The sequence below is a fragment of the Halopseudomonas salina genome (assembly GCF_014637955.1).
Taxonomy (GTDB): Bacteria; Pseudomonadota; Gammaproteobacteria; order Pseudomonadales; family Pseudomonadaceae; genus Halopseudomonas; species Halopseudomonas salina.
The window spans coordinates 45,616-68,988 of the sequence record NZ_BMFF01000008.1 but is presented as its reverse complement, the minus strand read 5'-3'; the positions used below and the strand labels follow the sequence as shown (position 1 = coordinate 68,988).

The following is a 23,373-nucleotide window of genomic DNA, read 5'->3' as shown; positions in this document are numbered from 1 at the left end:
TTAGACTTCCCGCCACAACGGCCGCCGGCAAAGACTGGCGCCCTGCCCCGGAGAGCACGATGTCCCAAGAACACTTCAATGTTGAACAATTTGCTGCAGAATATGCAGGCAAGTCACCCCAGCAGATACTCCAGTTGGCGCTAGAGCATTTCGATGATCTCTGGCTGTCCTTCAGCGGCGCAGATGACATTGTAGTGCTGGATATGGCCTGGAAGATCAATCCGGATATTCGCGTGTTCACGCTGGATACCGGGCGCCTGCACCCGGAGACTTACCGTTTTCTGGAACAGGTACGTAAACACTACGACATCCGTATCGAGGTGCTTTCCCCGGATCACCAGGCACTGGAAGCCTATGTGGCGGAAAAAGGTCTGTTCGATTTTTACGAAAACGGCCATGGCGAGTGCTGCGGTATTCGCAAGATTGCACCACTGCGCCGTAAGCTGTCTGGCGTCGATGCCTGGATCACCGGCCAGCGCAAGGACCAGAGCCCCACGCGCACCAATGTGCCGGTGATCGAGGTCGATAGCGCATTCAGCACGCCTGAACGCTCTCTTATCAAGTTCAACCCCTTGGCCAATTACACCAGCGAAGACGTGTGGAACTACATTCGCATGTTGGAAATTCCCTACAACAGCCTGCATGAACGGGGCTTTGTCAGCATTGGCTGCGAACCCTGCACCCGCCCGGTACTACCCAACCAGCACGAACGCGAAGGCCGCTGGTGGTGGGAAGAAGCCACCCAGAAGGAATGTGGGTTGCATGGGGGGAATCTGATAGCTAAAACATAGCGGCAAGCTTCAAGCGGCAAGCTGCCCGAGGATTCTTGATACTGGATGGCCGCTAGCAGGCCTTCAAGTTAACCGCGAGATCGCAAAACCCCCGAGCTGCTTTTCGCTTTTCGCTTTTCGCTTTTCGCTTTTCGCTTGTAGCTTGTAGCTTGTAGCTTGTAGCTCTAGTGCTCGGGCAGCTCCACATCCGCAAACAGATCGTCCAGCTCCTGCTTGCTGTGACATAGCAGCGCCTGATCCACGCATTCACGGGTGAGATGCGGGGCAAAAGCCTCGACGAAGGCGTACATGAAGCCGCGCAGGAAAGTACCGCGGCGGAAGCCGATCTTGGTTACGCTGGCTTCAAATAAATGGCTGGCGTCGAGCATGACCAGGTCATCATCCACCTGCGGGTCCACCGCCATTTTCGCGACGATTCCCACGCCCAGTCCGAGACGCACATAGGTCTTGAGTACGTCCGCGTCAGCTGCGGTGAAGACCACCTTCGGACTCAAGCCACGGTTGCTGAACGCCTCGTCCAGTTTGGAGCGCCCGGTAAAGCCGAACACATAGGTCACCAGGGGAAACTCGGCCAGCGCTTCTAGCGTCAGCGGGCCAACCTTGGTGAGCGGGTGACCCTTGGGCACTATGACGCAGCGGTTCCAGCGGTAGCACGGCATCATCACCATGTCCGAGAACAATTCCAGCGCCTCGGTGGCGATGGCAAAGTCAGCTGTGCCGTTTACCGTCATCTCGCAAATCTGGATCGGCGTGCCCTGATGCATGTGCAGGGAGACGTCCGGATAGCTCTTGATGAAACGGCTGATGATGGGGGGCAACGCATAGCGCGCCTGGGTATGGGTAGTGGCAATGGTCAGATTACCACGTCGCTCGTTGCTGAACTCCTGGGCAATCTGTTTGATGCTGTCGACCTTGCGCAGAATTTCGCCCGCTGTCTGGATTATGCGTTCGCCGGCCGGGGTGATGCGCGTCAGGTGTTTACCGCTACGGGAGAACACCTCTACTCCCAGCTCGTCCTCCAGAAGCCTGATCTGCTTGCTGATGCCCGGCTGTGAGGTATAGAGACTTTGCGCTGTGGCGGATACGTTGAGGTCGTGATGGGCTACTTCCCATATGTAGCGAAGTTGCTGCAGCTTCATTGTTGCCTTCCCCTATCGGATCCACCTGCTCTGGATAACGCCTGCTCTATATAACAATAGTAGCGTGTTATTCCCTGAGCTTAGACCATTCGATATGAAAAAGGCGGCATGGTTTGCAAAAAAATGACAGCAGGAACTAGGCACTCGCCTTCGGCGTTCTATTACTGACGCCGTGGGGCACATGCCCCGTTGGCACCACGCCCACGGCACTCAGGCAATGGCCCTCCTGGTCGTCGAAAAACAGGTCTGCTCCGAATGCCCGCAGGAACTCGGATTTGTCCAGGCCACCCAGAAACAATGACTCGTCCAACCGCACATCCCATTCACGTAGAGTCCGTATCACGCGCTCGTGAGCCGGCGCACTGCGGGCAGTGAACAGCGCCGTGCGAATCGGGCAGTCGCTGTTGGTAAACTCGCTCTGAATACGGCTGAGCGCCGCAAGAAACCCCTTGAACGGCCCACCTCCCAGTGCCTGCCGTGCGGCCGCCTGTTCGCTTGCCTGGAAGGCCTCCAAACCGTCCCGCTGAAAGATCTGCTCCGACTCATCCGAAAACAACACCGCATCCCCGTCAAAGGCGATGCGCAGCTCGTCGCGCTCCTCACGACGGTGCTTGGAGGGCAGAATGGTAGCCGCCGCAAACCCCGCTTCCAGAGTGCTGCGCACATCCTCGGCGTGGGTGGACAGGAACAGCTGACTGCCGAAAGCCGGGATATAGGCAAAGGGACTACGCCCTCCGGCAAAGGCGGCTCGGGTGATGCTCAGCCCGTAATGCTGGATCGAGTTGAACACTCGCAGCCCGGTGTCAGCGCTATTGCGAGACAGCAGAACCACTTCCACACGGCTCTCACCCTCAAGCAGGTTATTGATATGCAGAAGCTTTTGTACCAGTACGAAGGCTTCCCCCTGTTCCAGAGGAATGTCTTCGCGTTCGATCTGGTATTGCCGGTAGGCTTCAAGCCCCTCCTGTTCATACACCTGGTGGCTATCATCGAGGTCAAACAGAGCCCGTGAGGAAATGGCTATCACCAGCTTTTCGCCCAGTTTGACCGGCATGTCCTGCCCCTATTCGGTTTGTGTGTAGTTATCCTGCACGAACTGCAGCATGTTCAACAAGGCCCCGGTTCTGGGCATGCTGAAACCCGCCTCTGCACCGAGGCGCAAGGCTTCACCGTAGAGACTGTCCAGCTCCATCGGACGCTTGTGCAACCAGTCGTGATACATACTCGGATAGTAATCGGGCATATGCCTGGTCGCCTTGAGCAACTTGGCTGCATAATCTTCTGGCACTGCGTGTCCACAGGCTTCGGCCGCGCCTACCACCTCTTCCATCAGATCGCCTATCAGCTGACGACTGGCGGGGTTCTTCAACAGCGCGTCGGTCCCCGCATCCAGCAGCACCGAAACACCATTGAATGAAGCGTTCCAGACCAGTTTCAGCCAGCGCGCGAGGTCAATATTGGCCATCTCGCGTGCTTCAATACCCGAATCCCTGAACATCTGCGCCGCCTGCGTGATGATGGCAGCGGCCTCCTCCTTGTTCGCCAAGCCCGAGTGATAGCCCAGATCGATCAGACCGTTGGCCTGATGCTTGACGAGACCCGGGCCCTCGCGGAACAGGCATACATAACAAAGCCCGCCTATCAGATGGATATGCTCGGGCAGCAATGGCCGCAGGTGCTCTTCATTGTTCAGACCGTTCTGAAACAGAATGACCTTGGCGCCATCAGCCGCAGCGGCCGCAATGATAGGAGCCAGATCCGCATTTCCGGTTGCCTTTGTACCCACCAGCAACCAGTCGCAGGGCGGCATGTCAGCCACGTCCTGGTAGGCCTGGACAGGGTTCAGGGTCATGCTGCCATGGACCATGCTGTCCACGGTAATCCCGCGCTCCTTTACAGCCTGATACTCACTGCGCAGGAGAAAATGGACATCATGACCCGCCCTGGCCAGCATCAAACCATAGAAGCCACCAATAGCTCCTGTCCCGATAACCCCGATGCGTGGTTGTGCGTTTTGCATGACGACCTCTCTTGTTGGATTTGTGATTTTCAGTCAGTCATATTAAAGGCCTCACGACCCGGAAGACAGTCAGCTGAGCGACAAAGACACACAACCACTGCCAGATCCCGGACAGGTCAAGCGGACCCCGCCGATAGCTTTGCTCAATCGGCCTAAAATAGCGCCATGGGGTAGCCTGATAAGCTCTGGTTGATTAAGCTGTCGAGCAACTTATAAAGGCGGCCCGATCGGCAGCCTACACGACTGCTGGAAGAAATATGGCCGACCTACCAATTGATGACCTGAACGTTGCCTCCAATGAGGTGCTGATCACCCCTGCCCAGCTCAAGGCAAAGATTCCCATGGCAGCCGCCTCCGAGGCGACCGTAACCCACAGCCGCCAGGTAATCCGCGACATCCTTGACGGCAAGGATCATCGCATTTTCATCGTGATCGGCCCCTGCTCGATCCACGATCTGGAAGCCGCCAAGGACTATGCCGCTCGCCTCAAGCAACTGGCAGAGGAAGTCGGCGACACCCTGTACCTGGTAATGCGTGTGTATTTTGAAAAGCCGCGTACCACTGTCGGCTGGAAAGGCCTGATCAACGATCCCTACCTCGACGACTCGTTCAAGATAGAAGACGGTTTGCATATCGGTCGTCAGCTGTTGAGCGATCTCACGTCCATGGGCCTGCCCACCGCAACCGAAGCCCTGGATCCGATATCCCCACAGTACCTGCAGGATCTGATTTCCTGGTCGGCTATCGGTGCGCGCACCACCGAGTCCCAGACGCACCGCGAAATGTCCTCGGGTCTTTCATCGGCAGTGGGCTTCAAGAACGGCACCGATGGCAGCCTTACGGTAGCCATCAATGCGCTGCAATCGGTTTCCAGCCCGCACCGTTTCCTAGGCATCAATCAGGATGGCCAGGTGTCCATCGTGACTACCAAGGGCAACCAGTACGGGCACGTAGTTCTGCGCGGCGGCAACGGCAAGCCAAACTACGATTCGGTGAGCGTCTCGCTCTGCGAAAAAGAACTGGAGAAGGCGGGAATCGTACCCAACATCATGGTTGACTGCAGTCACGCCAACTCCAACAAGGACCCCGGTCTGCAACCACTGGTAATGGATAACGTGGCCAATCAGATCATTGAAGGCAATACCTCCATTATTGGTCTGATGGTAGAGAGTCACATTGGCTGGGGTAACCAGTCCATACCCAAGGATCTGAAAGATCTGGCGTATGGTGTTTCTGTTACCGACGCCTGCATCGATTGGGATACCACAGTGGCGAGCGTGCGTAGCATGCATGCAAAACTGAAGGATATTTTGCCGACCCGTCAGCGCAGCGCCCGCTAATCTGCCAGTGCCAGACCCCATGGCTGCTCGCTCAGGAGCTTGCAGCCATGCTGATAGCTGGCAACTACGCCGGACGAAAGACCTTGATTACTGATTCATTGCATTCAAGGTAGGGCCCTTCCATCAAGTCTATGCAGTAAGGTACCGCCGGGAAAACGGCATCCAGACACTGGCGAATGGCCCGTGGCTTGCCCGGCAGGTTGATTATCAGGCTGCTGCCGCGCAATCCTGCTGTCTGTCTGGATAAAATTGCCGTGGGCACATACTTGAGAGACTCGGCGCGCATCAGCTCGCCAAACCCGGGCATCATGCGGTCGCAGACAACTTCGGTGGCTTCTGGCGTAACATCACGCGCGGCAGGACCTGTGCCACCGGTAGTAATGACCAGGCAGCACTCTTCAGCATCTACCAGTTGCTCCAGGGCTCGCTCGATTTGCCGCGGTTCATCAGGAACCAGGCGATAGACGGGATCCCAGGTACTTATCAGATACTCGTTCAGAGTCTCAATAATGGCTTTGCCGGAAATGTCGTCATAAATGCCGGCACTGGCGCGGTCACTGACGGTCAGAATCCCTATCCTGATGGGAATGCTCATACTCTGCCCTCAATACAACTGAATGATGTCGCCACTACGGCTCAGGGCCAGAAACTGGGAGATCATGCCGGCCTGTATCTGTTCCATCATCATCTTCAAGGGCTGCTCTGCCTCGTCGCTGTTGGAGGGCATACCGCCGCGACCGCTCATGGCCGAAACAAAGGCCACATCCCAGTGCATGCCGGTCCGGTCGGACTCTGCCACTATCGCCTCGAAATCCTCTGCCTCGTCGGGAAGCTTGTCGACACACAGCACAGGCGTCAGCACCCCACCTTCGCCGCGCTGGAACTGTTCAATCTGCTCTGCAGTGGCACCTTCAGGCAATTCGGCCGCGGCGAATACGAAAAGTAGCCGTTGCGGCTCTGCCTGCTTTGCCGCAGCACTAATTAGATCGGAATAGGTTTCTATGTTCATGCTGGTTGCGTCCTGTATCAACTATCACTACACAGTAGCAACTGCCGCCGGTTTTGAATCGGGGCATTGGGGTAAGGCTTACTGCCTCTGTGGAGGTACTCCCCAATCAAAACACCAGCGCGCCACTCAAGACACCGGCGCGAGCGAGACTGCTAGCGGGAGCGCAACTTTTCCTGGCGCTGCATATAGCGCTCCACATAGGAGCATGAGGGAATCACCTGGTAACCCTCCTCGCTGGCGAATTGCAGGGCACGCTCGGTGAGCTTGGCGGCCAGACCTTTACCGCGCAGGGCGTTGGGCACGAAGGTACGATAGATATCCAGCGTTTTCCTGCCGAGATCCATGTAGGCCAGGTAGGCTCGGCTACCATCGATGGTTACATAGAACTGCTTGTCGGCCAGATCGTGCTGAATCGTTATTTCCTGGTCCATAAATGTTCTCCCCGGCAGTAGCAATTACTGCAAACCCTATTGACCCCCGGCGGCGAAAAAAAATTCACACCGGGGGCAATGTGTCTTACGCGGGTGGAGTCACTCCCACCCCGAGTGCCATCAGCAGTGCAATTGATGCCAGACAGGCTATCACTGGTATCGCCACTGTGACCATGAACATATCCTTGTACGCCTCACGGTGGGTCAACCCCATAATCATGAAGGTCGCAATAACGGCGCCACAATGGGGCAGCGAGTCCAGACCGCCCGATGCAATAGCTGCTATACGGTGAAGAATCTCCGGCTCGATGCCCATTTCCAGATACTGCGGCGCCAGCGTTTGCATGAAAATCTGCAGACCGCCCGAGGAGGAACCCACAATGGCCGAGACCACGCTCGCCGAAGCAAATACGGACAACAGCGGCGGCAGGTCAGCGTTGAGAATCCACTGGGCGAACTGGCTGAAGCCGGCTGTCTGGGTAACCACGCCACCAAAGCCGATAACCGCAGCCGTGTTGATCAGCGGCATGATCGAGTCCTCTGCGCCCTGGCCAAATACCTCGACGATCTTGCGGCGCATGGAGGGAAAGAGCACTACGCAGGTCAGCGATCCGAGAATCAGGGCCATGCTCGGCCAGATGATCGGCTGCGCCTGACTGAAGACCAGCAATGATGCCAGCGCACTGTCACTTTGCGACCAGTCGCCCAGGGAAATAATCAGACGCGGCAGCATGATGGTGCCGAGTACGACAACCATCGGCACCAGCGATAGCTTCCATGAAGGAACGTTGTCCAGATCCCCGGCCAGCTGCTCCATCCGGCGATCCTGGGCATTTTCCACAAACCCCTCGCCATTGGCGCGGGCCAGGCGCCAGCCACGCTCCACGTACCACATACCCAGACCGCCCATGATGAGCGCGGCAAACAGGCCAATCCAGCCACCAGCGAAGAGGTCAGTGCCCAGAGAACTGGCGGAGATGACGTTGTGAATGGAGGGAGTGCCTGGCAATGCGGTCATGGTAAAAGTGCCTGCGCCAACGGACGTTGCAGCGGCCCAGAGACGTTTCGGCAGGTTGGCTTCACGCATCAATGTAATACCCAGTGGGTACATGGTGAATACCACGACGAACACCACAACACCACCGTAGGTCAGAAGTGCACAGACGATCATGCCTACCAGCAATGTATGCTTGACGCCAAGACTGCGGGTAATGGCCAGGGAGATACTCTTGGCCGCCTGGCTGGTCGCCATGGCCTTACCGAAGATTGCGCCGCAAAGAAACAGCAGGAAGAAGCGCCCGGCAAAACTGAAGGCACCCAATGAACCGGAAGGATAATATTCGAGCAAGGTGCGGGGTATCAGCAAACCGTTGGTCACTGCCACCACTAGTGCGCAAACCAGCGACGCGATAAAGATATTGATTCCGCGCATGGCCATGTAGATCAGTAGCGCAAGGCCGGCCAGCAGTCCCAGATTTCCCAGCATAGGAAGCGTTCCTTTGTAATTATTGATTGGCTCGCGACACGATACCTTAGCCACTGGACATTACAACTCTGCGCACCCCCCCTTCCATGCGCTGAATAACACGCCTACCCGATGGTTTATGGAGCTGCAGTTACGTTTTTCGTAGTTACTGCTAAACTTAAATTCGCCAGTTGGCAGAATTTTTTCATACCCGTTTCGATCAACAAGGGGATACTTATGCAGAACGTACTGAAGGTTTCAGCTATTTCGTTAGCCGCATTGCTGGCCGTGGGTTGCAGCACCAACGAGCACCAGCATCAACAGATGGAATCCCGCCTGTCAGCGGCTGAAACATCGGTTGCCCGCGCCCAGGCTCGTGCAGACGAGGCCTATCGTATGGCCGAAGAAGCAATGGCCGCCGCACAACGCGCCGATCGCAAGGCCGAAGAAGCCAACGAACGCGCCCGCCGTATGCTAGAACGCGCCAGCCGGAAGTAAGTCGGTACCGGCCGCCTGTATCATTCCGGCGCACAGGCGTCGGAATGATACAACCTCCTTCCTAGCCAGCAGCAGCCGGTCGAACAGGCAACGCTGACTGCATGCATGGAATTACCAGTAATTCTGAACCTGTTCGACCTCGGGCTGGTAGCCCATGGCCGTACCGATCCGGACCGGAATACCCTCCTCGGCGAACACCGCATCCCTGATCGCCTGCCAGTCCAGACGCACTCCGCCGGATACATCAGTTCGTTGCGCGAGCAATGCCTGAATCGCTGCTTGGCGATCCAGCGTTGAAGGCAGCCCGTGTTCGTCCAGTGGCGTGTGCACCTCCAGGTACAGATCACCCCTGCCGTCGAGCCCCAGCTTGAATGGCTGATTGACTATACGCACCGGCGTATTCAGCGGAATCTGCGGGAAAAGCTGGGTGATATCTTCATTGCGCATGCGAAAACAACCGTGGCTGACCCGCATACCAATGCCGAATTTTTTATTGGTGCCATGGATCACGTATCCGCTCATGGCCAGATTCATCTTGAACGGTCCCATTGGATTATCCGGGCCTGGCGGCACAACCGCTGGCAGGATGTCACCCTCAGCGGCGTGTTCCTCTCGAATCGACTGTGGAGGATACCAGGACGGATTCGCCTCCTTGCGCAGGACTCGCGTCTCGCCGATGGGCGAAGACCAGCCTTCCCTGCCGATACCCACCGGGTAGGTCAGGACCTTCCCGCCCTCGGGGGGGAAGTAGTACAACCGGTACTCAGGCAGGTTGATCACGATACCGGTGCGCGGGACGCTGGGTACCACGTGCAAGCCGGGCATGCGTATTTCGGCGCCCTCACCAGGCACCCAGGGATCAATAGAAGGATTTGCCGCGATCATCTCCAGATAGCCAAAACCGTGCTCGCCGCCCAGTTTCGCGAAGGTGTCCTCATAGCTGGCGGTAACGCTGTACACCTCGCCAACCAGCTCCTGATCGTCCCCCTGCAAAGGGTATTCAAAGGCTGCCAGGGGCAAGGCAGCAAAGGCGAATGAAGCCAGTACGCCGCAACCCAACTGTCTTGCACGGGAATACACAACGCTACGCATGTCAGTCTCCCTGGACAACATCCAGACCTATTTGACGAACTTCGTCAGCAGCTTCGACCAGCGCGACAGCACCTGCGCGCCCGGTCCTGGCAGATCGCCCGGTGCCCCGTCCAGCAATACGCTGCGAGCGTGCATGGGACAGACACTCGGGGCACAGTTGCGGCAGGATTGAACGCAGCAACTCGGAAAAAACCGGCCGCGCAGGTAACAGATCACCACACAGAGTACGCTCTACCGGTACATCCAGGCGAAGATTGATATCCACCAGATGGGTATGCCAGGGATCTGTTATGAACAGATCATGCTGCTCTTCGCGCTCCACGACACACCATCTTCTGGCCATCCAGCTTGCTGTCACACCCTGTCTCCTGCAGTACCAAATGGCTCCGCTGCCGCCATTTGGCGACAGCCTGATCAACGCGCATCAAGCCAGGCCTCTATGGGCGGCCAGGCATTATCCAGTATCCGTTCCTGCGCCTTGGCCGTGGGGTGTATCCCGTCGGCCTGCATCAGGGTCCTGTCAGGTTCGCCAGCAATTCCCGCAAGAAGAAACGGAACCAGTGGCACGTCATGTTCCTCGCTCACCGCAACGAAGACCTGCGCAAATGCCTCGGTAAAGCGCAATCCGTAATTCGGCGGCAACTGCATTCCCAGAAGAAGAACGTCCGCGCCGGCCGCCCGAGCCTGCTCGACCATCAGTGAAAGATTCTGTTGCATATTGGCCGGGCGCATTCCGCGAAGCCCGTCATTACCGCCCAATTCTATCACTACCAGGTCAGGCTCATGGCGCTCCAGCAAGCGTGGCAGGCGGGCCAGCCCCCCAGCCGTGGTGTCGCCGCTCACTGACGCATTGATCACCGGAAGAGACTCGCCACTGGCCTCCATACGCTGCTCCAGCAGAGATACCCAGCCATCGCTGATTTCCAGACCGAAAGCGGCGCTGATACTATCGCCGACAACCAATATCCCCTGGGCGCTCGCTGGCCAGGCCAGAGCGCTCAAGAGCCCGATTGCCAGATATTTTCTAATGAACCTAATCAAAAGGCAGATTCCATGTCAGACAGCGTGATCGTTGCCCGCCACCTTAGCAAAGTCGTTCGCAGCCAGGAAGCGACATTGACCATCCTGGACGATGTCAGTCTGGCTATTGCCAAGGCCAGCAGCGTCGCCATCGTGGGCGCTTCAGGTTCTGGCAAGTCCACCTTATTGAGCCTGCTTGCCGGACTGGATCTGCCCAGCAGCGGCGAGGTGCATCTGGCTGGCAGAAACCTGAGTGATCTGGATGAAGACCAGCGGGCAGAACTACGCGCTGAGCACGTCGGCTTTGTGTTTCAGTCATTCCAGTTGCTCGACAGCCTGACTGCCCTGGAAAACGTCATGTTGCCCCTGGAACTCCACGGTCGCCATGATGCCCGTCAACGCGCTGCAGACCTGCTCCAAAGGGTTGGGCTGGGCGCGCGCCTGACGCACTATCCGCGCCAGCTCTCCGGTGGTGAACAGCAACGGGTGGCCATTGCCAGGGCCTTTGCCAGCGAGCCGGATATTCTGTTCGCCGACGAGCCCACCGGCAACCTGGATGCTGTTACCGGGCAACACATAACCGACCTGCTGTTCGACCTGAACCGCGAGCAGCACACCACGCTGGTCATGGTCACCCATGACCAGCGCCTGGCCGAGCGCTGTCAGAGCGCCTTGCAACTGGAAGCGGGTCGTTTGCTGGAGCCCACGCAATGAACAACGGCACCTGGTCCCTGGCCACCCGTCTGTTGGCCCGCGAATGGCGCGCCGGCGAACTGCGTGTACTGGTTATGGCCTTGATTATCGCGGTTCTGGTCAGCACTGCGATCAGCTTCTTCACCGACCGGCTACAACGGGGCATGGTCAGCAGAGCAGCCGAGTTTCTTGGCGCCGACATGGTCATTTCCTCCCGCGCTCCACTACCCGAAGCGTTTCTGCAGCGTGCTATGGAAGACGGCTTGTCCCATGTGGATGTGGTCGAATTCAACAGCATGATGAGTGGTGATGTGGAGATTCAACTCTCCAGCGTCAAGGCCGTAGGCCCGGGCTATCCACTCAAGGGTCAGGTGCGGGTGGCCGATCAGATGTTCGGTACCGAGCGCGTCGTCAATGCGATTCCGCCTCCCGGCGAAGTCTGGATCGAGCCCCGGCTGGCCGCCCAGCTCGCCCTCGAGACCGGGGATACCCTGGATGTGGGTATGGCCAGCATGTCCGTCAGCGCCATGCTGACATACGAGCCTGACAGGGCCGGCGATTTTTATAGTCTGACGCCCCGTGTACTGATGAATCTGGCTGATCTTGAGGAAACCGCGGTGGTGCAGCCGGGTAGCCGGGTACGCTATCGCCTGCTGTTGAGCGGTGCCGAGGGCGCGCTGCAAGGCTACGCGAACTGGTTGAGACCACAGCTGGAGGACAACCAGCAGCTGACTACTGTGGCAGATGACAACCAGCAGATCGGCAGCGCCCTGGACCGGGCCGCCCAGTTTCTGGGGCTGGCAAGTATTGCTGCCGTAGTACTGGCGGGTGTCGCTGTAGCCCTGTCTGCCAGCCGCTTTGCTACTCGGCATTTCGACACCAGTGCGCTGCTGCGCTGTCTTGGCGCCAGCAGACGCCGGGTGATGTCGATTTTTCTCATCCAGCTGGCCTGCCTGGGCCTGGTTGCCACGGTAATAGGTCTGGCTCTGGGCTGGGTCATGCAATGGGGACTGGTGCTGTTGTTGCGAGACCTATTACCGCCGGATCTGCCGGGCGTGGGCCTGAAACCCCTGCTGGTTGGCGGCGCTACCGGTCTGATTGCACTGGCCGGCTTTGCTCTGCCCCCGTTGATACGGCTGGGCAAGGTGGCACCACTGCGGGTGCTACGTCGCGACCTGGCGCCACTGCCCAGCAGTGGCTGGCTGATTTACGGTCTGGCACTGGGCGGGCTCAGTCTGCTGATGTGGCAATTCACCGGCAATCTGCGCATCACCCTCGCCGTGGTCTTCGGTGGCGCCATCGCCGCCCTGCTGCTGGGTCTGGTAGCCTGGGCATTGTTGCGCCTTTCGGGCAACCGGCTGCGCAATGCCGGGCTCGCCTGGCGCCTGGGCAGTGGCCAGCTTCTCAAGCAGCCGATCGCCGCCGCCGGCCAGATACTCGCCTTCGGTCTCATCCTGATGTCCATGGTGGTCGTACTGATTCTGCGCACCGAGTTGCTGGATACCTGGCAACAGCAGCTACCCGAGGACACCCCCAACCACTTTGCACTGAATATCATGCCGGCAGAGCAGGCCGAGTTCACCGCGGCGCTGGAGCGTATCGGTGCGGTGAGCGCTCCGCTGTACCCGGTAACCCCGGGGCGTCTTACCGAGATCAACAGTCGGCCGGTGCGCGAACTGGTCACCAAGGAGAGCCAGGGCGAGCGAGCTGTCAGCCGCGATCTGAGTCTCACCTGGTCCGCCACTATGGCCACCGACAACACACTGCTTGCCGGAGAATGGTGGCCCGATACCCTGCCAGATGATGAATCCCTGATATCCATCGAATCCGGTCTGGCCGACAGCCTGGGCGTGGAAGTGGGTGATGTATTGAGTTTCGTGATTGCAGGGCAGGTGCTGGACGCCCGCGTGCTGAATATCCGGGAAGTGAATTGGGATAATTTCACGCCCAACTTCTACATCATCTTCTCGCCCGGCAGCCTGGAGAACATGCCTGCGACCCTGCTCACCAGTTTCAGCCTGCCCACGGAGAAGCGGGCCGAGCTGCGCGATCTGGCACGGGCCTTTCCAGCCATGACCCTGCTCGAAGTCGAAGCGTTGCTCAAGCAGATTCGCGACATCCTCGCGCAGGTCACACTGGCTGTGGAATACGTCATGGTATTCGTGTTGCTGGCGGGCTTTACCGTGCTGTTCGCCGCCTTGCAGTCGACCCTGGACAATCGCCTTTATGAAGGGGCTTTGCTGCGCACACTGGGGGCACGCAAGGCGCTGTTGCGGCAGGCCAACCGCCTGGAATTCGCGCTACTGGGTTCCCTGGCCGGCATCATGGCGATTGTCGCGGCGGAGCTGATTACCTGGCTGCTGTATCGCTTCGCGTTGAATCTGGACTGGTCGCCACACTATCTGCTATGGGTACTGGTGCCTGTTACCGGCGCCGTTCTGATCGGTGTCGCAGGCGCCTTGGGTACCCGTGCAGTGGTGCGGGAAAGTCCGATGCGACTGATCAACCGCGGCAGCTAGGCGCTGTAATCGATCGCATTGATCACCCAGCCCATCTCACCCTCGGGGGTGACCACCACGGCCTCATCCCCGACCGACTTGCCCAGTAAGGCACGCGCCATGGGTGAGTCGATCGAGATATAGTCCCTGCGGCCAAAAATCTCATCGTAACCTACGATCCGGAAGCGGCGCTGGACACCCTCGTCGCTCTCCACCTCGACCCAGGCACCAAAGAACACCCTGCCCTCCTGCTCCTGCCGGTGCTCTACCACCTTAAGATCCTCGATGCGCTTGCGCAGATAGCGCACCCGCCGGTCGATCTCGCGCAGCAGCTTCTTGTTGTACTGATAATCGGCATTTTCACTGCGGTCGCCAAGCGATGCGGCCCAGGTCACCTTGCGCGTGGTATCGGGTCGCTTTTCCCGCCACAGGTAATCCAGCTCTTCCTTCAGGCGTGCATAGCCTTCAAGCGTTATCAGTCGTGTCGTCACTATCGTGTCTCTGTCATGAGGGTGGGCACCGGCCAGCAGCCGCACCAAAAAAGGGATTTATTGTGCTCTGCGCACCCGTATGGACCAGCCACCAGGCCAACTCGACCTGCCGAATCCAACAGTCTGCGTTGAAGCTTTGGCATTACCTCAGCCAGGAGGAGCTCGCACAGTCCCGGCACATGCGGCCTGGGCAGCAGCTCGCTAACAGGACTCCGGCCGGAGCCGGTCCCGAAGCAATCTCCTGGCACGCAAGTTGCTGGTTACAAAATATCTCCGGCCATCAAGGTGTCCGGACAACCCCGGCGGTCAATGACGACTTTTCCCGGGCCGGTGAACCAGGCAGCGTGGCCAGGCACTCACCCACTGTAAACAACCCATGAATATCAGGCAAAGGCGCCTGAAGCTGACACCAGCTTCAGGCGCCTTTTTTTGTTTTGGGTCACTGCCATCGGCAGCGGCTGGAACGGAGGAAAGGCTATGAGCTCCAACACCAGGTCAGGCAACAAAGAGACACTCGTGATTATCGGCAACGGCATGGTCGGACACCATTGTGTTGAACAGCTGATAGAGCGCGGCGCCCTCACCCAATACGAGCTGCATGTATACGGTGAGGAGCATCAGCGTGCCTATGACCGCGTACATCTGTCAGAATATTTCGGCGGGCGCGATGCCGAATCCCTGGCCCTCTGCGATGCCGAACTGTATGCCACCCATGGAGTCCAGCTGCATCTCGGCGTACAGGTGCTGGATATCGACCGTTCGCGCAAGGAAGTCATTACCCGCAACGGCCGACAGGCTTACGACCAGCTGATCCTGGCAACAGGCTCCTATCCTTTCGTGCCGCCCATCACCGGAGCCGAGGGCGATTCGCGCCTGGTCTACCGCACCCTGGAAGACCTGGACGGTATTCAGGCGGCGGCCAGCGGTGCGCGCCGAGGCGTTGTGGTCGGCGGCGGTCTGCTGGGTCTGGAAGCCGCCAACGCGCTCAAATCCCTGGGCCTGGAAGCCCACGTGGTGGAGTTTGCGCCGCGCCTGATGCCGGTCCAGCTGGATGACGAGGGCGGTGCCGCATTGCGTGCCCGAATCGAGTCCCTGGGTGTGGGTGTACACCTGGGCTGCGCCACCGAGGAGATAATCGCTGGCGAGGAATACCGCTACCGCATGAACTTCAAAGGCGGTGAGTTTCTGGAGACCGATCTGATCGTTTTCTCGGCCGGCATTCGCCCACAGGACGCCCTGGGGCGTAGTGCAGATCTTGAGCTCGGCCCTCGCGGTGGCATCGCCATCGACGACGACTACCGCACCAGCGACCCGGCGATCTTCGCTATCGGCGAGTGCGCTGCCTGGAATGGTATGTGCTTCGGCCTGGTCGCCCCGGGTTACAGCATGGCGCGCAACCTGGCGTTGCAACTGACCGGCCAGCCCCATGAATCCTTTGCCGGTGCAGACATGTCCACCAAGCTCAAGTTGCTGGGGGTGGATGTCGGTTCGATCGGCGACGCCCACGCCGCCACCGAAGGCGCCAAGAGCTACCGCTTTATCGACGAAACCAACTCCAGCTACAGTCGCCTGGTAGTTTCCGCCGATGGCAAGAAGGTGCTTGGCGCCGTGCTGGTGGGCGATAACAGCTACTACGACACGCTCTTACAATATTGTCAGAATAGGATCGATCTGCCTGCGGATCCGTCGGGCCTGATCCTGCCCACGTCAAACGGAGCGCCCACCCTGGGTGCCGATGCGTTGCCCGACACGGCCACCATCTGCTCCTGTCACAACGTCAGCAAGGGGGCCATCTGCTGCTCGGTTGATGCCGGTTGTACCGATCTTGGCGAGCTGAAAAACACCACCAGGGCAGCCACCGGGTGTGGTGGCTGCACCGCCTTGCTCAAGCAGGTGTTCGAGCATGAACTCAGCGCCCGCGGCGTCGAAGTAGACAAGAGCCTGTGCGAACACTTCGCGCATACCCGTCAGGAGTTGTACGCCATTGTCCGGGTCGAGGGCATCACCAGCTTCGAAGCATTACTTTCCAGCCACGGTCGTGGACACACCGGTTGCGATATCTGCAAACCGGCGGTGGGCTCGATCCTCGCCTCCTGCTGGAATGCGCCAATCACCGATCCGCTGCTGGTGCCACTGCAGGACACCAACGACACCTTCATGGCCAACATGCAGAAGAACGGCACCTACTCCGTGGTACCACGTATCGCCGGCGGTGAAATCACTCCCGACAAACTGATTGCCATAGGCGCGGTCGCCAAGAAATACGATCTCTACACCAAGATCACCGGCGGTCAGCGTATCGACCTGTTTGGTGCACAACTGCATGAGCTGCCGGATATCTGGGCGGAGCTGATCGATGCCGGTTTCGAGACCGGGCATGCGTATGGCAAGTCCCTGCGCACGGTCAAATCCTGCGTGGGCAGCACCTGGTGCCGCTACGGGGTACAGGACAGTGTCGGCATGGCAATCAGACTCGAGGATCGCTACAAGGGCCTGCGCTCGCCGCACAAGATCAAGTTCGGTGTATCGGGTTGTACCCGCGAATGCGCCGAGGCGCAGAGCAAGGACATCGGTGTGATCGCCACCGAAAACGGCTGGAACCTCTATGTATCAGGCAATGGTGGCATGCGGCCGCGGCACGCCGAACTCTTTGCCACGGACCTGGATGACGCCACCCTGATCCGCTACATCGACCGCTATCTGATGTTCTACGTGCGCACCGCCGACCGTCTGCAGCGCACATCCGTGTGGCGTGAAAGCCTGGAAGGCGGCCTTGATTACCTCAAGGAGGTGATCATTGATGACAGCCTGGGACTAGCAGCCGAGCTTGAAGCGCAAATGCAGCTGGTCGTCGACCGCTATGAATGCGAATGGGCCAACGCCCTCAAGGATCCGGAAAAGCTCAAGCGTTTTCGCACTTTCGTCAACGATGAGCGCGGCGATCCGGATATTCATTTCGTCAAGGAACGCGGCCAGATCCGACCGGCCCGGGCCTCCGAGCTTCACTTGATTCCCGTTACCGAGGAGATCCTCTGATGACCCATTCCAATACCGTAGCTCACCGCCTGACGGGAGACTGGCAAGCGGTCTGCAGCCGCAAGGATCTTGTTGCCAACTCGGGGGTCGTCGTCTGGCTCGATGGCGCTCAGGTCGCGCTTTTCCACCTGCCGCAAACCGATGAGGGCGAACAGGTATTTGCCGTGGAAAACCGCGACCCCAAATCCGGCGCGAACGTCATTGGCCGCGGCATCATCGGCCATCTCAAGGGCGGGCTGGTGATCGCCTCGCCCCTGTACAAACAGCATTATCGCCTGGCGGACGGTGCCTGCCTGGAATACCCCGAACAGCAGCTACGTGTATGGCCCGCCCGCCTGAAGGGTGATGCCGTCGAAATACAAACCGCGTCCTAATCGGCGCGGCTCCTTCCTTCCCTGCAAAGAGAAACTTCATGTCCTATCTCATTCCCTCCGAATTCGTCACCAAGATGATCGACGCCGGTGAGTCGAAAGTATTCATGGCGCCGCGTGATGCGCTTATCCGCGCGTTCATGGCCGGTGCCATTCTTGCCATTGCCGCGGTATTTGCTGTCACAGTCACGGTGCAGACAGGCTATCCGATAATCGGCGCGATTCTGTTTCCAGTGGGCTTCTGCATTCTGTACCTGATGGGCTTCGACCTGCTGACCGGGGTCTTTGTTCTCACACCCCTGGCCCTGTTCGACAAGCGCCCCGGGGTGACCGTCGGCGGAATCCTGAAAAACTGGGGCCTGGTCTTTACCGGTAACTTTGCCGGTGCGCTGACTGTTGCGTTTCTGATGGCGATTGTTTTCACCTACGGCTTTACCAAGGCGCCGGATGCGGTTGGTCAGATCATCGGAGATATCGGCGAAGGACGCACTGTTGGCTACAAGGAATACGGCGCAGGCGGCATGGCGACCATCTTCATTCGCGGCGTGCTCTGTAACTGGATGGTCTCGCTGGGCGTGGTCGGCGCCATGATCTCGACCACCGTCAGTGGCAAGGTCATCGCCATGTGGATGCCGATCATGTTGTTCTTCGGTATGGGCTTCGAGCATTCGGTGGTCAACATGTTCCTGTTCCCCTCCGGCCTGATGCTCGGCGGTAACTTCTCGATCATGGATTATCTGATCTGGAACGAGTTACCCGTGGTAATCGGTAATCTGATCGGCGGCTTGTCGCTGACCGGCCTGACGCTCTATGCCACCCATATACGCACCGGCGTCAAACGCGTTCCCGCCTGAATCAAACCAGCCCACCCCGGCCCGGAACTGGCCGGGGCCCAGCACTCAAGTCAGGACACCATGCCCAACCAACTGACCGTATCCACAGGACACTGCTCGGCGAAGGGCCGCAAGGAAGTCAATCAGGACTTCCATGGTATGCGTATACCCGATGAACTGCAGTTGGTCACCAAGGGTATTGCCATTGTGCTGGCCGACGGCATCAGCAGCAGTCAGGTCAGCCAGATTGCCAGCCAGACCGCAGTGACCGGTTTTCTCGAGGATTATTACTGTACGTCCGAAGCCTGGTCAGTCAAGAAATCCGCCCAGCGGGTTCTGATGGCCACCAACTCCTGGCTGCATGCCCAGACTCGCCAGAGCCAGTACCGTTACGACCGCGAGAAGGGCTACATCTGTACGCTGAGCGCGCTGATTCTCAAGTCAACTACCGCCCACCTCTTTCATATCGGTGACGCCCGCATTCACCACCTGCGCGGCACTAGCATCGAACAGCTGACCAGTGATCATCGCCTCTGGATAACCCGCGATCAGAGCCACCTGAGCCGCGCACTGGGGATCGAAGCCCATGTGGAAATCGACTACCGGACCCTTGCGCTGGAACAGGGCGACGTCTTTGTACTCACCACCGACGGGATCCATGAGCATCTGTCGCCAGCCAGCATGGTCAACCTGATAGCCAGCAATACACACGACCTGGACGCCGCAGCAAAACAGATCCTGATCAGGGCCTATGATCAGGGTAGCGATGACAACCTGACCGTACAGATAGTGCGTGTCGACAGCCTGCCGGCACAGCAGGACGCCACCGAGCTGCTCGGGCAACTGACCGGGCTACCCTTTGCGCCTCACCTGGAGGCGCGCATGGTTATAGATCAATTCACCGTGATACGGCCGTTGCACGAGAGTAATCGCAGCCATGTGTACCTGGCGCAGGACAACGAAACAGGCGGTTACGTGGCGCTCAAGACACCATCGATGGATATGCGCCACGACCCGGCATACCTTGAGCGCTTCCTGATGGAGGAATGGATAGCCAGGCGTATCGACAACGCCCATGTGGTCAAGGCAGCGACGTCCAGCCACAGGCGAAGCTGTCTTTACACCATCAACGAGTATGTTGCAGGCCAGACCCTGGCCCAGTGGATGATCGATAATCCGCGCCCCGAGCTGGAAACCGTGCGGACCATCGTCGAGCAGGTCGCCCAGGGACTGCGCGCCTTCCACCGCCTGGAAATGCTCCATCAGGACCTGCGGCCGGCGAATGTGATGATCGATGGTAACGGCACCGTGAAGATCATTGATCTGGGCGCAACACAGGTCGCCGGCATCATGGAGATGACCCCGCCCGCCGTCGATCAGAGCGTTCTGGGCACGCTGCAATACACCGCGCCCGAGTATTTTGTCGGTGATCATGGTTCGCCGTGCTCCGACCTGTTTTCCCTCGCCGTGATCACCTACCAGCTGCTCAGCGGGCGCCTACCCTATGGGGTCGAGGTCGCAAGGGCCCGCACGCGGGTAGCCCAAAGCCGCCTGACCTACAGATCGGTCCTGGACGAGGGCCGGGACATCCCGGCATGGATCGATGATGTCCTGAAAAAGGCGCTGCACCCTCAGCCTCACAAACGCTATCAGGAGCTGTCGGAGTTCATCTACGACCTGCGCAACCCGACGCAGCGCTTTCTCGATCGGACCCGTGCTCCCCTCATGGAGCGCAACCCGCAGCAATTCTGGCAATTCACTTCAGCCATTCTGGCTTTCATCCTGGCGCTGATGCTCATCTTCTGGCCCCGCTAGCAAGGGTCGGCGCAGCCAGAATCCAGCACCGAAACGGAACCGCCTCACAGGGTACAAAGCTCGTGGTTATCATTTGCACTAAAAAGGGCTAGCATCAACTGACTTGCTGGCGAGACACATCCGCAATCGCCCTGGCAACAAACAATAAGAATGGGAAACATCAATGGACACTGCACCGCTCGACAGGGGCCGTAACCACGCCCATGAAAAAGCAGCAGGCACCAACAACCTTGTTGCGCAGGCGTTGCGCAAACGCCGCCTGGGCATGTCCTTCATTACTTACCTGGCAACCTTTCTAGTTGTTCTGCTGTTTGCCTTTCAGGGCCTGGTCCCGCTCCCGATCGCCGTCCACTTCCTATTGTTCAGCCTGGTAGTCAACGGCCTGATCTGGGCCTGCATTCATCTGAACCTCAACCTGAAGCTGCGCGACCCAAGCATGACCATGCTGCAAATCACGCTCAGCCAATGGCCGGCTCTTTGGCTGATGTTCTTTCTGGAGGCCGGCCAGGCCCGTGCAATATTTCTACTGATCACGGTAGTCCCGCTGCTGTACGGGATTCTCGCGTTGAAAGTCCGCAATTTCATCCAGGTCAGTATCATCTTCCTTATCCAGTATTGCCTGTTGCATCTGGCCCTCTGGCAGTGGCGCCCGCAGGTGTTGGAAGCCAGTCTGGAGCTGGTACAGCTGTTCGTCTTCATCATGGTACTGGCAGAGGTGGCACTGATTGGTGGTTTCATCAGCAGCCTGCGCGACAAGGTCAGGCAGCGCAACCAGGAGCTGCAGGACGCCATGGAGCGCATCCAGGAGCTGGTCAACATTGACGAGTTGACCGGCGTCTACAACCGCCGGCGAATCGTCCAGGCGCTTTCGGAGGAATCCAATCGATTCCGCCGCACTCCCGGCGCCTTCAGCCTGGGCATCATGGATGTGGACCACTTCAAGGAAGTCAACGACACCTATGGCCACCAGGCCGGGGACGAAATCCTCCGTGAACTGGCCAAAACCGTAGTCGGCGAGCTGCGGGCCATAGACAGCTTCGGTCGTTATGGCGGCGAGGAGTTTCTGCTGGTGCTTCCGCAAACCGCACTGCATGGCGCGCGAATCAAGTCCGAGAGGCTCTGCAAGACGATTGAGGGATTGCGCTTCAAGGGCCTACCCGCCGACTTCAGCGTCACTGTTTCGGTGGGCGTGGCCGAGGCATTCCCCCAGGAAGACACCGGCGAGACCCTGGCACGGGCCGACCGTGCGCTCTATGCCGCCAAGGAAAATGGCAGAAACCAGGTGGTATGCTGCAGTGCAATAAACCCGGCGGATCTGGCCTGCCCGCACGGGCTTGAGGACTGAATACAGTTCAGTATGAACTGCGTTAGACTGAGGGCCTGACACCAGTGAGATACCCGCCATGAACACCAGCAAAACATCCCCGGCCACTGCCCGTCTGGACAAGATTCTGGCCGACGCCAAACAGAGTCGCGAGAGCGGCTACCGTGAAAAGGCCTTGAAGATGTACCCCTGGGTATGCGGTCGCTGTGCCCGCGAATTCAGTGGCAAACGGGTTAGCGAACTGACGGTGCACCACCGTGACCACAATCACGACAATAATCCTCAGGATGGCTCGAACTGGGAACTCTTGTGTCTTTACTGCCACGACAACGAGCATGCCCGCTACACCGATCAGCAGTATTTCAGCGAAGGCTCGACCGCCAGCCAGCAAGGCCCCCAGTCAAGCCACAAGGCCTTTGCCGGTCTGGCAGATCTGCTCAAGAACAAATCCTGAGCCCTGGCCCGACTACACTCGCAGGATTCAGTGCCGCCCGTGGGCCAACGTCAGATCCAGACCCTCACCCAGGGGAACGATACGCGTTGGATTGATAGTATCGTGGCTGTAATAGTAGTGCTGTTTGATCTCCTCCAGATCCACCGTTTCAGCGATCCCCGGCTGCTGATACAGCTCGCGCAGGTAGCCGGTAATATTCGGATAATCCTCTATCCGCCGGATATTGCACTTGAAGTGCCCGTGATACACCGGATCGAAACGCACCAGCGTGGTAAACAGCCTCCAGTCGGCTTCGGTGATCCGGTCACCGGCCATGTAGCGATGATTGCCCAGCACAGTTTCGACCCAGTCCAGCGCGCCAAAGAGTGTCACGCATTCATCTGCGTAAACGCTCTGACTGGTGGCAAAACCGGTTTTGTAGACACCGTTGTTGATCTGGTCGTAAACCCGCCCGTTGACGCTGTCAATTTCCCCACGCAGGTTCTCCGGGTAGTAATCGTCGGTATTGCCGGTCAGATCGTCAAAAGCACTGTTGAAAATCCGGATGATATCCGCCGATTCGTTATTCACGATGGTTTCCTCCCGTGTATCCCACAGCACAGGCACAGTTACCCTGCCGGAATAATCCGCTTTCGCCTTGGTATACAGCTGATGATGGAATTTGAAACCGTAAAGGGGTTCTGGCGGATCGTAGGTCCAGCCATTCTCCAACATGTGCGGGTGCACCACGCTGACCGGGATATGTTCCTCCAAACCCTTGAGCTTGCGCATGATCAGGGTCCGGTGTGCCCAGGGGCAGGCCAGGGCAACATACAGATGGTAACGCCCGGTCTCCGGAGCAAAGCGCCCTCCTGGCTCGATGCCCTCACGAAACCCTGCATCCTCGCGAACAAACTTGCCGCCCGTACTGTCCGTGTCATACCACTCGTCGTGCCACACGCCCTTTACCAGCCTGCCCATATTCCTGACTCCCTCAACAATTGATGTACCAAGCTTGGCAGCACCAGCACCTTCTGACCAGTTGCCGAAAAACCTTGCGGCAATTATCCGGAG

At 58.5% G+C, this 23,373-nt stretch carries 23 protein-coding genes; 11 read left to right on the top strand and 12 right to left on the bottom strand.

Going from position 1 to position 23,373, the window contains the following annotated elements; all coding sequences use genetic code 11:
* Nucleotides 1-59: 59 nt before the first annotated feature.
* Nucleotides 60-791, top strand: coding sequence for a phosphoadenylyl-sulfate reductase (locus tag IEV54_RS15520; RefSeq protein WP_150279056.1), 732 nt, complete (start codon nt 60-62; stop codon nt 789-791).
* Between the two features lie 164 nt (nt 792-955).
* On the opposite strand, the gene cysB is transcribed toward IEV54_RS15520, so the two are convergent.
* The 3 genes from cysB to IEV54_RS15505 form a co-directional block, all read right to left on the bottom strand.
* Nucleotides 956-1,930, bottom strand: a complete 975-nt coding sequence (gene cysB / locus IEV54_RS15515) for an HTH-type transcriptional regulator CysB (protein WP_150279055.1) — start codon at nt 1,928-1,930, stop codon at nt 956-958.
* Nucleotides 1,931-2,066: 136 nt separating this feature from the next.
* Complete coding sequence (locus tag IEV54_RS15510; protein WP_150279054.1) at nt 2,067-2,984, bottom strand: 5'-nucleotidase; 918 nt, start codon at nt 2,982-2,984, stop codon at nt 2,067-2,069.
* A 9-nt stretch (nt 2,985-2,993) separates the two neighbouring features.
* A complete protein-coding gene (locus tag IEV54_RS15505; RefSeq protein ID WP_150279053.1) occupies nt 2,994-3,950 on the bottom strand; it encodes a putative 2-dehydropantoate 2-reductase in 957 nt (318 codons plus the stop codon).
* Nucleotides 3,951-4,207: 257 nt separating this feature from the next.
* Between IEV54_RS15505 and IEV54_RS15500 the strand changes: the two genes are divergently transcribed.
* A complete protein-coding gene (locus IEV54_RS15500) occupies nt 4,208-5,290 on the top strand; it encodes a 3-deoxy-7-phosphoheptulonate synthase (RefSeq protein ID WP_150279052.1) in 1,083 nt (360 codons plus the stop codon).
* Between the two features lie 64 nt (nt 5,291-5,354).
* On the opposite strand, the gene mog is transcribed toward IEV54_RS15500, so the two are convergent.
* The 4 genes from mog to IEV54_RS15480 all read right to left on the bottom strand — a co-directional run bounded on the left by mog (nt 5,355) and on the right by IEV54_RS15480 (nt 8,216).
* On the bottom strand, nt 5,355-5,885 hold the full coding sequence (gene mog / locus IEV54_RS15495) for a molybdopterin adenylyltransferase (RefSeq protein WP_150279051.1): 531 nt from the start codon (nt 5,883-5,885) through the stop codon (nt 5,355-5,357).
* Between the two features lie 9 nt (nt 5,886-5,894).
* Nucleotides 5,895-6,299, bottom strand: a complete 405-nt coding sequence (locus IEV54_RS15490) for a ribonucleotide reductase subunit alpha (RefSeq protein WP_150279050.1) — start codon at nt 6,297-6,299, stop codon at nt 5,895-5,897.
* 152 nt (nt 6,300-6,451) lie between these two features.
* Nucleotides 6,452-6,730, bottom strand: a complete 279-nt coding sequence (locus tag IEV54_RS15485) for a GNAT family N-acetyltransferase (protein ID WP_150279049.1) — start codon at nt 6,728-6,730, stop codon at nt 6,452-6,454.
* 85 nt (nt 6,731-6,815) lie between these two features.
* The gene (locus IEV54_RS15480; protein ID WP_150279048.1) at nt 6,816-8,216 is read right to left on the bottom strand and encodes a GntP family permease; all 1,401 of its coding nucleotides are present in this window, start codon (nt 8,214-8,216) and stop codon (nt 6,816-6,818) included.
* Nucleotides 8,217-8,432: 216 nt separating this feature from the next.
* Here IEV54_RS15480 and IEV54_RS15475 point away from each other — a divergent pair, with 216 nt between their 5' ends.
* Nucleotides 8,433-8,693 carry an Lpp/OprI family alanine-zipper lipoprotein gene (locus IEV54_RS15475; RefSeq protein ID WP_150279047.1) on the top strand — a complete coding sequence of 87 codons (261 nt, stop codon included), beginning with the start codon at nt 8,433-8,435 and terminating at the stop codon, nt 8,691-8,693.
* 111 nt (nt 8,694-8,804) lie between these two features.
* On the opposite strand, the gene IEV54_RS15470 is transcribed toward IEV54_RS15475, so the two are convergent.
* From IEV54_RS15470 to IEV54_RS15460, 3 genes are read right to left on the bottom strand one after another with little or no spacing between them, the layout of a single operon-like run.
* Complete coding sequence (locus tag IEV54_RS15470) at nt 8,805-9,785, bottom strand: L,D-transpeptidase family protein (protein ID WP_150279046.1); 981 nt, start codon at nt 9,783-9,785, stop codon at nt 8,805-8,807.
* 1 nt (nt 9,786) lies between these two features.
* Complete coding sequence (locus tag IEV54_RS15465; protein WP_150279045.1) at nt 9,787-10,143, bottom strand: hypothetical protein; 357 nt, start codon at nt 10,141-10,143, stop codon at nt 9,787-9,789.
* Nucleotides 10,144-10,199: 56 nt separating this feature from the next.
* On the bottom strand, nt 10,200-10,814 hold the full coding sequence (locus IEV54_RS15460; RefSeq protein WP_150279138.1) for an arylesterase: 615 nt from the start codon (nt 10,812-10,814) through the stop codon (nt 10,200-10,202).
* A 24-nt stretch (nt 10,815-10,838) separates the two neighbouring features.
* Between IEV54_RS15460 and IEV54_RS15455 the strand changes: the two genes are divergently transcribed.
* Both IEV54_RS15455 and IEV54_RS15450 read left to right on the top strand, forming a co-directional pair.
* Nucleotides 10,839-11,519, top strand: coding sequence for an ABC transporter ATP-binding protein (locus tag IEV54_RS15455; protein WP_150279044.1), 681 nt, complete (start codon nt 10,839-10,841; stop codon nt 11,517-11,519).
* Entirely contained in the window at nt 11,516-14,017 is a 2,502-nt protein-coding gene (locus IEV54_RS15450; RefSeq protein WP_150279043.1) for an ABC transporter permease, read from the top strand. The genes IEV54_RS15455 and IEV54_RS15450 overlap by 4 nt, the downstream gene beginning before the upstream one ends.
* On the opposite strand, the gene greB is transcribed toward IEV54_RS15450, so the two are convergent.
* Entirely contained in the window at nt 14,014-14,487 is a 474-nt protein-coding gene (gene greB, locus IEV54_RS15445) for a transcription elongation factor GreB (RefSeq protein WP_150279042.1), read from the bottom strand. The genes IEV54_RS15450 and greB overlap by 4 nt on opposite strands.
* Before the next feature lie 477 nt (nt 14,488-14,964).
* Here greB and nirB point away from each other — a divergent pair, with 477 nt between their 5' ends.
* The 6 genes from nirB to IEV54_RS15415 all read left to right on the top strand — a co-directional run bounded on the left by nirB (nt 14,965) and on the right by IEV54_RS15415 (nt 22,320).
* A complete protein-coding gene (nirB, locus tag IEV54_RS15440) occupies nt 14,965-17,523 on the top strand; it encodes a nitrite reductase large subunit NirB (protein ID WP_150279041.1) in 2,559 nt (852 codons plus the stop codon).
* Complete coding sequence (gene nirD / locus IEV54_RS15435; protein ID WP_150279040.1) at nt 17,523-17,897, top strand: nitrite reductase small subunit NirD; 375 nt, start codon at nt 17,523-17,525, stop codon at nt 17,895-17,897. The genes nirB and nirD overlap by 1 nt, the downstream gene beginning before the upstream one ends.
* 38 nt (nt 17,898-17,935) lie before the next feature.
* A complete protein-coding gene (locus IEV54_RS15430) occupies nt 17,936-18,748 on the top strand; it encodes a formate/nitrite transporter family protein (RefSeq protein WP_150279039.1) in 813 nt (270 codons plus the stop codon).
* A gap of 60 nt (nt 18,749-18,808) precedes the next feature.
* On the top strand, nt 18,809-20,542 hold the full coding sequence (locus IEV54_RS15425) for a bifunctional protein-serine/threonine kinase/phosphatase (RefSeq protein WP_150279038.1): 1,734 nt from the start codon (nt 18,809-18,811) through the stop codon (nt 20,540-20,542).
* A gap of 163 nt (nt 20,543-20,705) precedes the next feature.
* Entirely contained in the window at nt 20,706-21,887 is a 1,182-nt protein-coding gene (locus IEV54_RS15420; RefSeq protein ID WP_150279037.1) for a GGDEF domain-containing protein, read from the top strand.
* A gap of 58 nt (nt 21,888-21,945) precedes the next feature.
* A complete protein-coding gene (locus IEV54_RS15415; RefSeq protein WP_150279036.1) occupies nt 21,946-22,320 on the top strand; it encodes a YajD family HNH nuclease in 375 nt (124 codons plus the stop codon).
* 27 nt (nt 22,321-22,347) lie between these two features.
* On the opposite strand, the gene IEV54_RS15410 is transcribed toward IEV54_RS15415, so the two are convergent.
* On the bottom strand, nt 22,348-23,280 hold the full coding sequence (locus IEV54_RS15410; protein ID WP_150279035.1) for a glutathione S-transferase family protein: 933 nt from the start codon (nt 23,278-23,280) through the stop codon (nt 22,348-22,350).
* Between the last annotated feature and the right edge of the window lie 93 nt (nt 23,281-23,373).